Consider the following 14,080-nt stretch of genomic DNA (forward strand, 5'->3'; position numbering starts at 1 on the left):
AAAAATGCTACAAGGAATAGATGACACAGGGATAGACATTCAGCCCAGTGAATAGTTCAAAAAAACAGGCTCTAGTTCCTAGGTCCTAGAGCCTGATACTTATTTCCTATAGATTTTTCTAAATCGGTGATCCCGGTGGCATCTTTAGTGGCTGTGGGATTAACTTAACCTTAGCGTCTTTTAATCCGCTCTCAACACCTTCAGCAAGCCAGGAAAAATGCGCTGCCTCATAGGCACTCACACGTTTTACTTTTCGCTTAAGTTGCTTGAGGGTATAACGCAGTCGATCGGCAAGCTGCGCCTTTACTTCGGGTCGTGTCTGCTTAGCATGATAACTCGTCAGTATCTCATCCAATATCACAGTATTTACCCGCATCCATACACCTTGTTCGGCGCCTGCAGGAATATCGTCATATAAGGTACTGCCCAATAGCTTATCGACAATGGCAGGCACAGATAGCTGCTCCCTGTCGCTGATATAACCTTGATTCACTCGATTCAAACGCTGGGGTGATAACAATTGTTGTACCGTATGTCGGCTCAATACCTCCGCCATGCCTAGCGGATCTGTGATGACGCCCAGGCCAGAATCGAAACCCTCACGCGTTTTGCTATAGTTGCCCGCTTTAGGCACTAAAGCATCTTGCAGTGACTGCGAGATTGACAGTGTTGAGGGGCTCAAAGTATCAAGCAAGGCATCAAGTGCACTTCTTTGCAGCTGAGGGGCTAAATAGTGCCAAGACTCGCCGTCGATACCTTCACTGTAGCTGTAGGTTGTGCCGCCTATAAATTTGGCAGCCGCGGTAATTTGGTAACGATTCAATAAATAAATCGGTACAAAGATATCGCTTAGCTCACCTCGTGGCTGACCTTTCAGCAGTGCATTAGTCGAAAAATCTTCGATGGCTTTTGAGCGTATCTGGCCGATACGAATGAGCTCGGCAACGGGATCATTGCCATTATCCCATAGGCTGGCATAGGCATTACTGGCACTCTTTGAACGTGAATCAGCCTCACCGATATAACGCAGTCCTTCCGCTTGAACCTTCTGCATCAGCTCCGTGAGCTGTACTGATTCTTCTGCTTGGCTGGCAAACTCACGGTAACCATATTCGACAATATACTTATCCCAAGCACCAACCCCGACTCCATAAGGCGCCGATATATCGATCTTATCGCCTTTCAGCGTCGCCTGAGGATGTGGGTAGTCCATCACAGATGCATTATCGTTACTTGAAGCTGCAAAGTTATGATCGAAGCCTAAGGTATGCCCCACTTCGTGCGCCGAAAGTTGACGGATCCGCGCGAGTGATAACGCCATGGCAGCATCTTCTGCCGCTTGCCTATCTTCCCATCCAGCTGTCAGGCCACGGGCAATAAGATGATCTTGGCGTACACGTTGGCTACCTAATGTCACATGCCCTTTGATGATTTCACCGGTTCTTGGATCGGCAACTGCAGAGCCATATGACCAGCCTCGAGTGGCTCTGTGAACCCACTGGATCACGTTATATCGCACATCTTGTGGATCGGCATCTTCAGGCAACAACTCAACCTTAAACCCACCAATAAAGCCTGCTTGCTCAAATGCCGTTTCCCACCAGCTGGCCCCATCGAGTAGTGCACTGCGCATTGGCTCAGGCACTCCAGGATCTAAGTAGTAAGTAATAGGCTTAATCACTTCACTGGGCTCTGAGCCAGGATTGACTTTCTGTAAGCGATGACGCAACAGATGGCGCTGCTTAATATCTTGATTAACTTGGGTACCATAATCTAAATATTCATCAGAGAGATAACCACTCATAGGATGATATTCACGGGCCACATACCCCTCTTCTGGCAGCTGAATAAAGGAGTAACGCAAACGTACCGACATATGATTAGCGTCAGGGGTAACCTGAGCGACATAGTTACCCGCTTTAGCACTGTTAAAGGTCAGCAGAACATCCACATCACTATTGCGCTCAAAAGACTTAACGCCTTCGGGAATAATAAGAGAGCGTGTTTTGTCGAGCTGATAACTGCCTTGTTTAGTGTCTTCTAGCACCGCACTGATACCGTGAAGATCATTAATGACCAAATCATTGATGGAGACTAGCGCTCGCTTGCCATCTATCACCTTACCGCGCCAGAGAACTGATTCGGCAAAAGCCTCTTTAACCGCTCTTTGCTCAGCGGCATTATCTGTACTGGCACGATACTGAGTATTAAGTTGTTTTAGGATGAGATAGGGACCGTGACGCTCAAATTGCACCATGCGGGTATAACCTAGCTGACCACGGTCTAAGCCAATATCATTTGACCCCACGCCATGGGGCAGGCTGGTCAGTAACAAGAAAGGTTGATCGAGTTTATTGGCTTCTAAATAGAGTTCGCCATCGACTTTAGAATAAAACAGATTAATAAAGCCCTTGGCTGACTGGCTTTTTTTAATAATGGATGCAGTACTTGTTGCTGCGGCGACATCGACGATGGGCATGGATAACAGTGCTATCGCCAATGCGAGATTGTAGGGTTTCATTTTGTCTCCTTGAATGAGGCTCTGGCAGTATTTTATGCTCAACAATTCAATATTATTTTTTGTTTTATACCAATGAACAAATGTTGAGATACTGTTGTAATTTTGCACTAAAAACACTAAAGGGATAGCTTAACAGCTATCCCTTTAGTCTCAAGTGCAAATCATTCATTTAGCCCGTAGAGATTAAATTAGTTCTTGTTTAACTTAATCAGTGATCGGCAGAACTGTCAGCCTTAACTCACCTCATCTTTCAGCTTGATCCAGTAACTCAAGGTATCAAACAATTCATTAAGTACTATGGGCTTAGTGATGTGAGCATTCATGCCTGCTGAGAGACTCTTTTCTCTGTCACCAGACATGGCATGAGCCGTCATGGCGATAATCGGCAACTCTTGCAGACTAAAGTGTTTTCTGAGCTCTTTGGTGGCCGTTAAGCCATCCATGACTGGCATCTGAATATCCATCAACACCGCATCAAAACTCTTCTCAGCAATCATATCTATGGCGATTTGACCATTATCAGCCACATCGACCTCATAACCCGCACTTTTAAGTAGTTCGGTGGCCACCTGCTGATTGATAAAGTTATCCTCAACCAGAAGCACGACACCAGCATGTTCATCTATGCTCTCTTCCACCGGTATCTCTTGTATCGGATTCAGTTTTGGCTCATCGGCGAAGGCACCGATAATCTCATCGAACAAGGCAGAAGCCTTAAATGGCTTTTGTAACATGGCGTAGATGTTGGAACGATCGGCGTCCTCCTTCAATGGCTCAGCCGCATAAGCTGTCATCATTATCACTATCGGACGCTTATCTAAACGGCCATCAGCCACCATACGGTCCAGCTCTTCGATGACTTGAATACCATCCATTTCAGGCATCATCCAATCGAGTAGCAGAAGGTCGACCGACTCTTTTTCTAGCTTATACAAGGCTTCAGTACCATTAGCGGCAGTTTCAACATCGAAGTGAAAATCTCGCATGACTGCAGAATATATCTGTAAAGCAGTAGGGTTATCATCGACAACCATGGTCTTCAACTGACCTAACTTTTCAGGCACTATCATGGGCCTGATTTCTGCTTCCTCGGCAATTTCAAAGCTAATGGTGAAGCTAAAGGTACTTCCGACTCCCATCTCACTCTCGACCTGCATCTGGCCACCCATCATAGACACTAAGTGTTTACTGATAGATAAACCCAGTCCGGTGCCACCGTATTTACGCGTGGTCGAGCCATCTGCTTGAGCGAATGCATCGAACAAACTTGCCTGCTGCTCTTTACTGATCCCGATCCCGGTATCACGCACCCAGAATTTGAGTGTAATGCGGTGATCTCGCTCGCCCACATCTTCACAGCCAAGTTCAATTTCACCGCTTTGGGTAAATTTAACCGCATTCGAGAGCATGTTAATCAATACTTGCCCTAAACGAAGTGGATCCCCTTCCAAGATCAAACCAGCGGTTACCGGTGCATAAAGTAACAGTTCGACACCTTTCTGCTGTGATTTAAGCGCGTTAAGATCCAGCGCATGATCCAGCACTTTATCCAGTGGAAATGCCACCCGCTCCAGCTCTAACTTACCCGCCTCAATCTTAGAAAAATCGAGAATATCATTGATAATTCTTAGTAGTGATTGCGCAGAGAAGCCCGCTTTCTCTAAGTAATCTTCCTGTTTAGGAGTTAGGTCGGTTCGCTGCGCCAGCTGCAACATGCCAATAATGGCATTCATGGGCGTACGGATCTCATGACTCATATTGGCCAAGAACTCACTCTTGTACAGGTTAGCCGACTCAGCATCTTGCTTAGCCTCAAGCAAGGCCACCTCGTTACTCTTGTGCCGAGTAATGTCTTTGTGAGTTCCTACCATACGCTTTGGCTGATTATCGGCTGTATACTCAACCACACGGCCACGAGACAGTAACCAGTGATATTGGCCACTCTTGCCCAGCATCCTAAATTCAATATCGAAGGCGCCGATAGGATCGGATAAATACTGCTCACGGTACTCTTGCACACGGATTCTATCGTCTGGGTGGATCAGATTATCGAGCGTCGATACCAGTGCCGGGAACTCATTGCTCTTATAACCTAGCATTGAGTAATAAGCCGGATTACAGATAATTTGCTTAGAGTCCAGATACCAATCCCACAGACCATCTTCTACCGCATCCATGGCCAGGTGATAACGTTCTTCCGAGAGCCTTAGTTGTTCAGCAGACTCATACTCTCGAGTCACATCACGCCAGACGGCGATCAAGCCAAGTAGCTCGCCACGTCGATTATAAAAAGGCAATTTCAAGGTATCGAGTAGCACAGGCTTACCCGCCAGCTCGACTTTCTCCTGATAACGCAGAGGTGTACGCTCAGACAAGACGCGCTCATCCTCAGCCCTGATCCGAACCGACTGTTCATCCGAACTAACCTTTATCGTCTGTTGACCAATCATTTCACTTTCGGTGTAACCCAGCATGCGCTCAGCCGACTTATTACACCCTAGGTATTTGCCCTCTTTATCCTTGAAGACAATAGCTTCAGGGATCGCATCGAGCAATGAACGCAGTAAGGCGTACTCCCGTTCACGACGCTCTGTGGTCTCTTTGAGCCTATCGGTACGACGGGCAACTAGTTTATCCAGCCTTCTATTTTGCTCGGCCAAGTGTCTAGTGTATTGCTGGTTTTCCTCAAAAATACGACTCACCAGCAGGAACCATGGCTCCCAACCTTGTGAGATCTGCTCAGGTGGCTTGCGTGGTTCCTGGGAGCAACCTTCTAGGTGGCTCAAGAGTCGTGACGCCGGATTAACGAAAGAGCGTCGAGTCTGCCAATGGACTATGGTGACCAATATAGACAAGGCCAATACAACCAGAATGAAGGTCAGCTCCAGTTTCTCCCAGGAGTCCTTAAATAGCTCATTTCGTTCTTGCAGATAAAGCAAACGCCAAGGGGCGTTCTGTAGAGCGACTGAATGAATGTAATAGCCATTACGAATGATGCCTTCATGAGCATCAAATAACTCAGACTCAGGAATAGAGTGCAGCTCTGAAGGGATCTTCTGGCTAATATGATAAACACGGCTGATCTCAGTACCGTCAATATCACTATGGGACAGAATATTATTGTTTTGATCCAGCAAGATAACGGTACCTGGCATCTTGAAATAGAGACGGATTTGTCTGGCGAGTGATGCCAGTGTCATGTCTAGATTAATTGAGCCAATAAACTCGTCTTGCAGGTAAATGGGCACACCAAGCGTGGTCAATAATCCCTTATCTGTTGGATCGACATAAGCCGGACTCCAGAATACGCTACGCTGGGGATTCATTGCAGGTGTGGCTAACTGAAACTGATTTTTATTGAGCAGCTCTTCCCTAAATCTTTGCTCATCCGACGGCCAGGGAAAATAAGACATGATGCGGCGTTTAGAGATGTAGTAGATAGAGGATGCTTTCGGCGCGGCTTCCGTCGCGACAGGAAATGACAACGACAGCTCGAACAACATCTCTAGCTCTTGATAAAACTTATCACTACGACCATTAAGAGAGCCTGAACCGGTAATGCGCCCCATATTAGTAAAGGGCTCACCACTCTGGGCATAGCTGGGCTCTAGAGTAAAATATTGGCCACTCTCATTGAATTTTTCATATTGGGGTAAGCGGTCTTTTCGTACCAATTCACCTAGCCTTAAGTGATCGACAGCAACGTTTCTAAGACTCTTTACCGCACGAATACTCGACTCAAGCAATAGATCGATCTGCAGGACATGACGGTCAACCTGCTCTTCTCTTTGCTCCATAAGCTGTGTTTTTTGGCCTTCAAAGAAAAACCAAGCGGTGATCAATGCCATGATAATCACACCAATATAGGTATAAAAAACAGCACGATTGTAGTTTTTCTGTATCGGGGACTTCAGTTGAAGATCCGGCTCAGTCGATTTCATTCATGGCCCTTGAATAAGCCCGCACTTCCTGCACCGACTCTAAATTTCATTATCAGTATAGTATCAGGAAGATAGCTGAATGGAATACATCATATTAATCTAATAAGTTAACTATTTTCAGATAAAGACGTTCGCTAAACACTCGACTTACAGATAGATAAAAAGATAATGACAATTTTACGATTTAGCTACATCTTTTCTCAATCAATAATCACTGACAAAAAAGCCCTCCTAAATTAATTGAAGGGCTTTCTTACACCGATTGGCATAAGTGACGTCTTGTCACTTATAAGTTTTCTTCGGCAAACTCTGCCAAACGAGAACGTACCACGCCATTGAGGTAGATATTAGCGCTGCCTTCAAAGTCTTTAAAGCGCTCTACGATATAGGTTAACCCTGACGTTACAGGAGTCAGGTAATTAGAATCGATCTGTGACAAGTTACCTGCACAAATCAACTTAGTGCCCTCGCCCATCCGGGTGATCATCGTTTTTATCTGCGATGCGGTTAGGTTCTGACATTCATCGAGGATCACCACAGAGTTTTGAATCGAGCGTCCACGCATAAAGTTGATCGACTTAAACTGAATATTAGCCTTATCCATGATGTAGTTCATGCTACCACTTGGGTTAACATCATTTTTATGCAACACCTCTAAAGTATCGGTAATCGCCGCTAACCAAGGGGTCATTTTCTCCTCTTCAGTGCCGGGTAAAAAACCAATAGACTCGGCAATTTCAGGGGTATTACGGGTCACGATTACCTTGTCGTAGAGTCCGCGCTCAACCACCATCTCCAAGGCGGCAGCCATGGCTAACAAGGTTTTACCACAACCTGCTGGGCCCGTTAAAATAACCAGGTCGATATTGGGATCAAGTAGAGCCTGTAGCGCCATCCCTTGGTAGATATTTTTAGGACGGATCCCCCAAGCATCCAAATTGAGCAATCTGTCTTTACCTAAGTCCAGTAACTTAAGCTGACCATCTACTATCTGCTGAATTCGGGCGCAAAAATTGGAGTCTTCATCTAACAAGTATTGATTAATATAGAAATTTTCATCGCCGACCTCAGAGACTGGAATCGTATGTACTGTATGTCGGCCGTGATTTTCAGTTAATACGTGTTCTTTTCGCTCCCAGAAATCACCTTTAAATTGATGGAATCCTTTGGTTAAGAAACGAATGTCATCGATAAGTTGATCGGTGCGATAATCTTCGACCTGCTTTATCCCTGCCCCTTTAGCCTTGAGGCGCATGTTAATGTCTTTGGTGACCAGAACAACATGGCGAGGGTGATTAATTTTCTGCAGGTGAAGTGCGGTGTTAATAATACGATTATCGTTGTTATCTCCCGGAAGGGAAGCGTGAGTCATTTCGAGTTGATGGTCTGGGAAAATAGCAAGCGTCCCGCATGCATCACCATGATCTTCTCGCCGAGGTAAGCTGACCCCCTGAACAATCTCCTCTGGTGTGGTTTTGCCACCGAGAATAACCTCCAGAGCCCTGATGGCTACACGAGCATCTCTGCTAACGTCTCGTTTTCTATCTTTTATTTGATCCAGTTCTTCCAGAACTGTCATGGGGACAACTACATCGTGCTCCTTAAATGAATAGATAGCTAAGGGTTCATGTAGTAATACATTGGTATCCAGTACAAACAACTTTCTGTCGTCTTGTTCCATGGCGCCTCCAATTGTGTCTCTCAATTTTATTTTGTGATTTACACGGCTCCCAACCCTTAAATGAGTCTTTAAAAATAATAATACAGATAAAATTTCAGTGAGCACTTGTAAGAAAAAGTCGCTATCACCTTGATTTCATACTGCCACTATTAAAGGCCTGCTTCAATCACTTGCTTAGAACATTCTATAATCGAGACTCAACTAGTTAGATGACACTGCTATTACAAATGGCAAAATATGAATTTGTTTGTATAATTTGTAATCACGACTATAAATATTTAAGCTAACAACAAGCAGATTCTTTAGCCCATTAGCCCCCTTTACCTAGGCTAGCATCCTTGCACTTTTAGGGAGTTTAGGTAAAATACGCGCCCTTTCGTGGTTCACCCGTAGATGAGAAATAGTTAATGCCCTTTTCCTTAGGTCAACGCTGGATAAGTGATACAGAATCAGAACTTGGTTTAGGTACTGTAGTAGGATTAGAAGGCCGTATGGTCACACTAATGTTTCCAGCAACTGATGAGAACAGGTTGTTCTCACGCGCCGAAGCTCCCCTAACTCGAGTTATTTATAATCCTGGCGACAAAATTGAAAGCCACGAAGGCTGGAGTCTGACCGTCAGTGAGCTTGAAGAAAAAAATGAGCTCATCATTTACCACGGCATTCACACAGAAACAGGTGAACAGGTCAGTCTAAGAGAGACCCTGCTTAACCATAATGTGCGCTTTAACAAACCACAAGACAGACTGTTTGCGGGTCAGATAGACCGTCTTGACAGATTTGGTGTGCGTTATAACTGTCAGCTTCTAAGAAATAAATTAGCCACTTCAGACCTACTCGGTCTACAAGGCCCAAGAGTCGGTTTAATTCCTCATCAGCAGTGGATTGCCCATGAAGTGGGTCGCCGCTTTGCGCCACGCGTATTGCTAGCCGATGAAGTAGGCTTAGGTAAGACCATTGAAGCGGGTCTAATTATTCATCAGCAGCTGCTCACAGGTCGTGCTGAGCGTATTTTAGTGATAGTTCCTGATACGCTCCGCCATCAGTGGCTCGTTGAGATGCTGCGTCGTTTTAACCTTAAATTTTCTGTATTCGATGAAGACAGATGCATCGAAGCTTACGCCGACAACGACAATCCTTTCTACACCGAGCAACTGGTGATCTGTTCACTTGAATTGCTACGTAAAAAGAAACGTCTTGAACAGGCATTAGAAGCCGATTGGGACTTGATGGTTGTCGATGAAGCTCATCACTTAGAGTGGGCCGAAGATGCACCGAGCCGTGCATATCGCGTCGTTGAAGCTCTCAGTGAAGTGGTGCCAGGCGTACTGCTACTCACCGCAACCCCAGATCAACTCGGTCATCAGAGCCACTTCGCTAGACTGCGCTTGCTTGACCCAGATCGTTTCTACGATTACGAAGCCTTCCTCGAAGAAGAAAACAGTTATAAAGATGTGGCCAGCGCAGCCGAAGCACTTGCCAGTGGTAATCAACTGCCGAGTGATGCTGTCGCCAACTTAACTGAGTTGCTTAGCGAAAAAGATATTAGCGCTAGCATTGAGTTGATTCAGGCAAGTGACGCCGATATCGACCAACAACAAACTGCCCGCGATGCACTGTTACAAGATCTGCTAGACCGTCATGGTACTGGCCGCGTCTTGTATCGTAACAGCCGTGCGTCAGTTAAGGGATTCCCGACTCGTATCTTTAATGCCCACCCACAGGCAATGCCGAGTCAATATGTCACCGCCGCCCGCGTTGGTGTGATGATGAATGGCCACTTAGATACTGCTGGTAAGGTTAAACAAGCCCTAAGTCCAGAAAAAATCTACCAAGATTTTGATAGCAATAGTGCAAGTTGGTGGAAATTTGATCCTAGAGTCGATTGGCTCATTGAGTTCTTAAAGACTCATCGCAGAGAAAAAATCCTTATCATCGCCAGCCAGGCTGAAACAGCATTGAGCCTGGAAGAAGCACTACGCACCCGTGAAGGTATTCAGGCAACCGTCTTCCACGAAGGCATGTCGATTATCGAACGAGATAAGGCCGGCGCTTACTTTGCTCAAGAAACCGGTGGTGCTCAGGCTCTTATCTGTAGCGAAATTGGTTCTGAAGGTCGTAACTTCCAGTTTGCCAGTCAGCTTGTCTTGTTTGATCTACCACTCAATCCTGATTTGCTAGAACAGCGAATTGGTCGCTTGGACCGTATTGGTCAAAACAACGATGTAGAGATCCACTTGCCTTACCTTGCAAACACGGCACAAGAATCCTTAATGCAGTGGTACCATCAAGGGCTCAATGCATTCGAACAAACCTGTCCAAGCGGACATATTTTGTTCAAGGAATTTTCTGAACCTCTGCTTTCTCAGCTGATCAACCAAGATGAAACAGAGATGCTGGTGCTTCTCGAAAGCACGCAAACTCGTTACCAAGAATTGAAAATAGCGATGGAGCAAGGTCGCGATAAACTACTAGAGATAAACTCTCATGGTGGTGAACGTGCCACTAAGCTAGTTAAGCGCTTAGCCGAACGAGATCAAGATACTCAGCTGATCGGTTCTGTGATCCGCCTATGGGACATTATCGGTGTCGAGCAAGAGGACTGCGGTGAAAACAACATAGTGCTTAGGACCAGTGAACATATGATGTTCCCGACCTATCCAGGCCTATCTGAAGATGGTATGACAGTCACGTTCGATAGAGATGTTGCACTCTCAAGAGATGACATCGCCCTCATCACTCAGGAGCATCCGATTGTACAAACTGGTTTAGATCTGATCACCTCATCTGAGACCGGAACGACCAGTGTTGCAGTCTTAAAGAACAAGGCTCTGCCAGCGGGTACTATCTTCCTTGAACTGATCTATATGGCCGATGCATCCGCGCCTAAATCGAGTCAGCTGTACCGTTATCTGCCACCAACGCCAGTGCGTATCTTGCTGGATAAAAATGGTAATAACCTGTCTGATAATGTCACCTACGAAAGCTTCGATAAGCAACTGAGTGCGGTTAATCGTCATATCGCCAGCAAGCTTGTCAATGCTTCACAAGCTGTGTTGCACCCTCTGTTCGCCAAAGGTGAAGAGTTTGCCCAGATTGAACTCAAGCTTCTTGCTGATAGTGCACGAGTGAAAATGACCACTCAGCTTACCAGTGAACTTGAGCGCCTTGAGGCATTGAAGGCTGTCAATCCTAACATTCGTGATGAAGAGATCTCTCACCTTAAAGAGCAGATGACTGAACTCAATGGCTACCTTGATGACAGCTTGTTACAACTTGATGCAGTGAGATTAGTACTCGTGAGTCACGTTTAACAATAACAAGTATTTAGACCCCAGGTGCTAGCACCTAGGGTCTATCTCTTTGGTCCTTTTCACTCTCTTAACCTGTATATCCTGTTATACTTTCATTACCATTTCCTTTATCTCTCTCCTCTATCGTTATGCGCTTATCTGTCTCTTCAGTTCTCATATTATCGCTCTGCTTTACTTGCTTATCGATAAGCTTTACAAGCTTGGCTGCCGATCCTGAAACTAAGACCTCTAATGAAGAAACTGTCGAGAAGAAAATTGAAATGCGGGCTAAATATGACTATCTTCCTCCAGAGGAAGTTATCGAGATAACGGTGGGCAAGCAGAAGAGTGAGATATTAGTCAAACCATGGAGTGGTAAAAAGAAGTTAGGGGCTGCCATTTTAATTGCGACCCCTGGTATGGGAGCTGATGGCGCAGGCTTAAATGCCTATCTAAGACGTGAACTAAACTCTGCAGGCTGGGCAACGATTGCCATAACACCGCCGAAAAATGTCTCTACACCTAACTTCACCACTAAACCAGAGGATATCGTCGAAGCAGGCAAGGCAAGCGGAGTTCAAAAAGCCAATGAAGCGACGCGGCAATACTCAGAAGCCTTGTGGAAAGAGATCCGTGAGAAGCAGACTCAGTTTGTCAGTCAGACCATGAGTCAACTTGACCAACTCGGTGCCCCCTATCCAGGCAAACGCTTACTTATCACCAGTGGACAAGGCGCAGGGCTCACCATCTCCATGATTAGCAATAACCTATTACCAAAACCTGATATTTTGGTACTGATAAACCCCTACATGAAGATGAAGTCTGAAAATCAGGCGCTAGCAAAAATGTTAGCTAGCTTAGATGTTCCGGTATTGGATATCCAATCAGTCGATGGACATAGAGCCTCGTATGCTACGGTGGAAATGCGCGCCGAACTTTCGCCACAAAATGAGCCTTATCGATACAGCCAGCAAGTTTTATCACTCAACCTCAATAACCAAACATCCTGGCATACCGCATTAAAGTTGATTGAAGGATTCGCATTAAGGATCAGCAAACACTAGAAGCTAGCTAGATCCTAGAGTCTAGGAGCTAGGACCTTCACTCAATCACTTCTTCTCTTTTGTCAGCATCAGCGATAGCGCGATCAAGACGACGATGATACCCATATAGAGCAGCTCTAACATGGAAGTAGGCTTCATCTCGGTAAAGTAGGAGAACACCTTGATGATCAGCATCATCAGGATCACTTTTCCCAGCTTACTTTTAAGCGAATCTATGCTGCTAATAATCAGAATCTTACCACCAGCCTCACTTTTCTCTGCCACCTCTAACTTACTGATAAACAATTCATATAGGCCGAAAGCAAAGATGAGTAACACAGCACCTAGCAAGAAGGTATCTAATATCTCAACCACCACCATTACCAGCTCATTTCTCACTTCATGACTACTGCTAAAGATATAGTTCCAGATAAGTTCAAGCATATGGATGACATCTATAACCCCCATGATGAAAATCACGAATGCGGCGACAATACATGCAAAGACGCCCAACATAACCGAAAGTCGGCTACTCCATAAAATACGTTCAAATAAGTTTTGCATCTCGATCCTTGATTTATACCAATCGGCATAAGACTAAAAATTGAGTGGGATGATAGAGATTCACCTAAGGAAGACTAGCAGTATATGGACAGGATGTGATCAGGCTCACCTTCTAATCAACTAGAGTCTAGTAGGGAAAGTGAGCCAGTAGGAAAGCTAAGTTACCACCAAGATTGCCGCGCTTGATACGCTTTATCGGGGTCGCCTGTCTGGCGTTTTGCGGCGACAATTCGATTCTTGCCAAGCAGTAATTTAATTTGGCTAATCGACTCACGAGACAGCAAGCTTCTGATACTTGAGTTCCAGCTCTTATTGATACTCTGTTTAATCGCGGCATTGGCATCGGGCGACGTCTTAGCAAGTTGCTCAACAAGCTCAATGGCCCTCTCCATAGGAGAATCTATAACCTCAGTGACTAGACCTTTACTTAGGGCATCTTTTGCGGTGATGACACCTGCAGTCATAGTCAGCAGCATGGCTTGATCTTTTGTTACCAGCTCTCTCAAGGACACCAGCCCTGCCATATCCGGCAGCAATCCCCACTTTGCTTCCATAATCGATAGCTTGGCATCTTGCTCGGCAATGCGAATATCGGCGCCTAGTGCTATCTGCATGCCACCACCAAAACAACAGCCTTCAATCACTGCAATAACGGGAACCGGTAATCGACGCCAACCTAACGACACTCTTTGCGCTAAATTAGCATTGCCTGGTAACCACTTAAATAATAGCTTCATGGGCTGCATAGGTGATTGGATAACACTTTTCACATCGAGACCTGAACTAAAGTTACCCTTGCTTCCAGATAAGATCACCGCACAAATTGAGCGATTCTTCTTTAGTTCACGGATCACTGAATCTATCTCAGAAAACATCTCAAAGTTGAGTGCATTGTATTTATCAGGCCGGTTTAAGGTGACATAGGCCACCTGCTTGCTAATGTTAAGTTGAACGAACTTCCTTGCCATATCACCCTCGATTATTCAAACTGGTCTGTCCAGAATAGAGGTTAACATATTTGGATTATTTCACTAATA

7 protein-coding genes are annotated in these 14,080 nt (G+C 45.4%); 2 read left to right on the plus strand and 5 right to left on the minus strand.

Going from position 1 to position 14,080, the window contains the following annotated elements; translation table 11 throughout:
- Positions 1–118 precede the first annotated feature (118 nt).
- The 3 genes from FM038_RS22300 to FM038_RS22310 form a co-directional block, all read right to left on the minus strand.
- Complete coding sequence (locus FM038_RS22300) at positions 119–2,521, minus strand: zinc-dependent metalloprotease (RefSeq protein WP_142873784.1); 2,403 nt, start codon at positions 2,519–2,521, stop codon at positions 119–121.
- 233 nt (positions 2,522–2,754) lie between these two features.
- A complete protein-coding gene (locus FM038_RS22305) occupies positions 2,755–6,462 on the minus strand; it encodes a response regulator (RefSeq protein ID WP_142873783.1) in 3,708 nt (1,235 codons plus the stop codon).
- Positions 6,463–6,748: 286 nt separating this feature from the next.
- Positions 6,749–8,143 carry a PhoH family protein gene (locus tag FM038_RS22310; protein WP_142873782.1) on the minus strand — a complete coding sequence of 465 codons (1,395 nt, stop codon included), beginning with the start codon at positions 8,141–8,143 and terminating at the stop codon, positions 6,749–6,751.
- Positions 8,144–8,550: 407 nt separating this feature from the next.
- On the opposite strand from FM038_RS22310, the gene rapA reads away from it, so the two are divergent.
- A complete protein-coding gene (rapA, locus tag FM038_RS22315; RefSeq protein ID WP_142873781.1) occupies positions 8,551–11,457 on the plus strand; it encodes an RNA polymerase-associated protein RapA in 2,907 nt (968 codons plus the stop codon).
- A 128-nt stretch (positions 11,458–11,585) separates the two neighbouring features.
- Positions 11,586–12,500, plus strand: coding sequence for a DUF3530 family protein (locus FM038_RS22320; protein WP_142873780.1), 915 nt, complete (start codon positions 11,586–11,588; stop codon positions 12,498–12,500).
- 45 nt (positions 12,501–12,545) lie between these two features.
- Here FM038_RS22320 and FM038_RS22325 read toward each other — a convergent pair whose 3' ends face one another.
- Both FM038_RS22325 and FM038_RS22330 read right to left on the minus strand, forming a co-directional pair.
- Positions 12,546–13,043, minus strand: a complete 498-nt coding sequence (locus tag FM038_RS22325) for a YqhA family protein (protein ID WP_142873779.1) — start codon at positions 13,041–13,043, stop codon at positions 12,546–12,548.
- Between the two features lie 161 nt (positions 13,044–13,204).
- Entirely contained in the window at positions 13,205–14,011 is an 807-nt protein-coding gene (locus tag FM038_RS22330) for a crotonase/enoyl-CoA hydratase family protein (RefSeq protein WP_142873778.1), read from the minus strand.
- Positions 14,012–14,080: the final 69 nt, after the last annotated feature.

This window comes from Shewanella eurypsychrophilus (genome assembly GCF_007004545.3).
Classification (GTDB): domain Bacteria; phylum Pseudomonadota; class Gammaproteobacteria; order Enterobacterales; family Shewanellaceae; genus Shewanella; species Shewanella eurypsychrophilus.

Coding starts and splice junctions, on each gene's coding strand:
- FM038_RS22305 (WP_142873783.1), bottom strand. CDS start 6,462: ATGAAATCGACTGAGCCGGATCTTCAACTGAAGTCCCCGATACAGAAA.
- FM038_RS22300 (WP_142873784.1), bottom strand. CDS start 2,521: ATGAAACCCTACAATCTCGCATTGGCGATAGCACTGTTATCCATGCCC.
- FM038_RS22320 (WP_142873780.1), top strand. CDS start 11,586: ATGCGCTTATCTGTCTCTTCAGTTCTCATATTATCGCTCTGCTTTACT.
- rapA (WP_142873781.1), top strand. CDS start 8,551: ATGCCCTTTTCCTTAGGTCAACGCTGGATAAGTGATACAGAATCAGAA.
- FM038_RS22310 (WP_142873782.1), bottom strand. CDS start 8,143: ATGGAACAAGACGACAGAAAGTTGTTTGTACTGGATACCAATGTATTA.
- FM038_RS22330 (WP_142873778.1), bottom strand. CDS start 14,011: ATGGCAAGGAAGTTCGTTCAACTTAACATTAGCAAGCAGGTGGCCTAT.
- FM038_RS22325 (WP_142873779.1), bottom strand. CDS start 13,043: ATGCAAAACTTATTTGAACGTATTTTATGGAGTAGCCGACTTTCGGTT.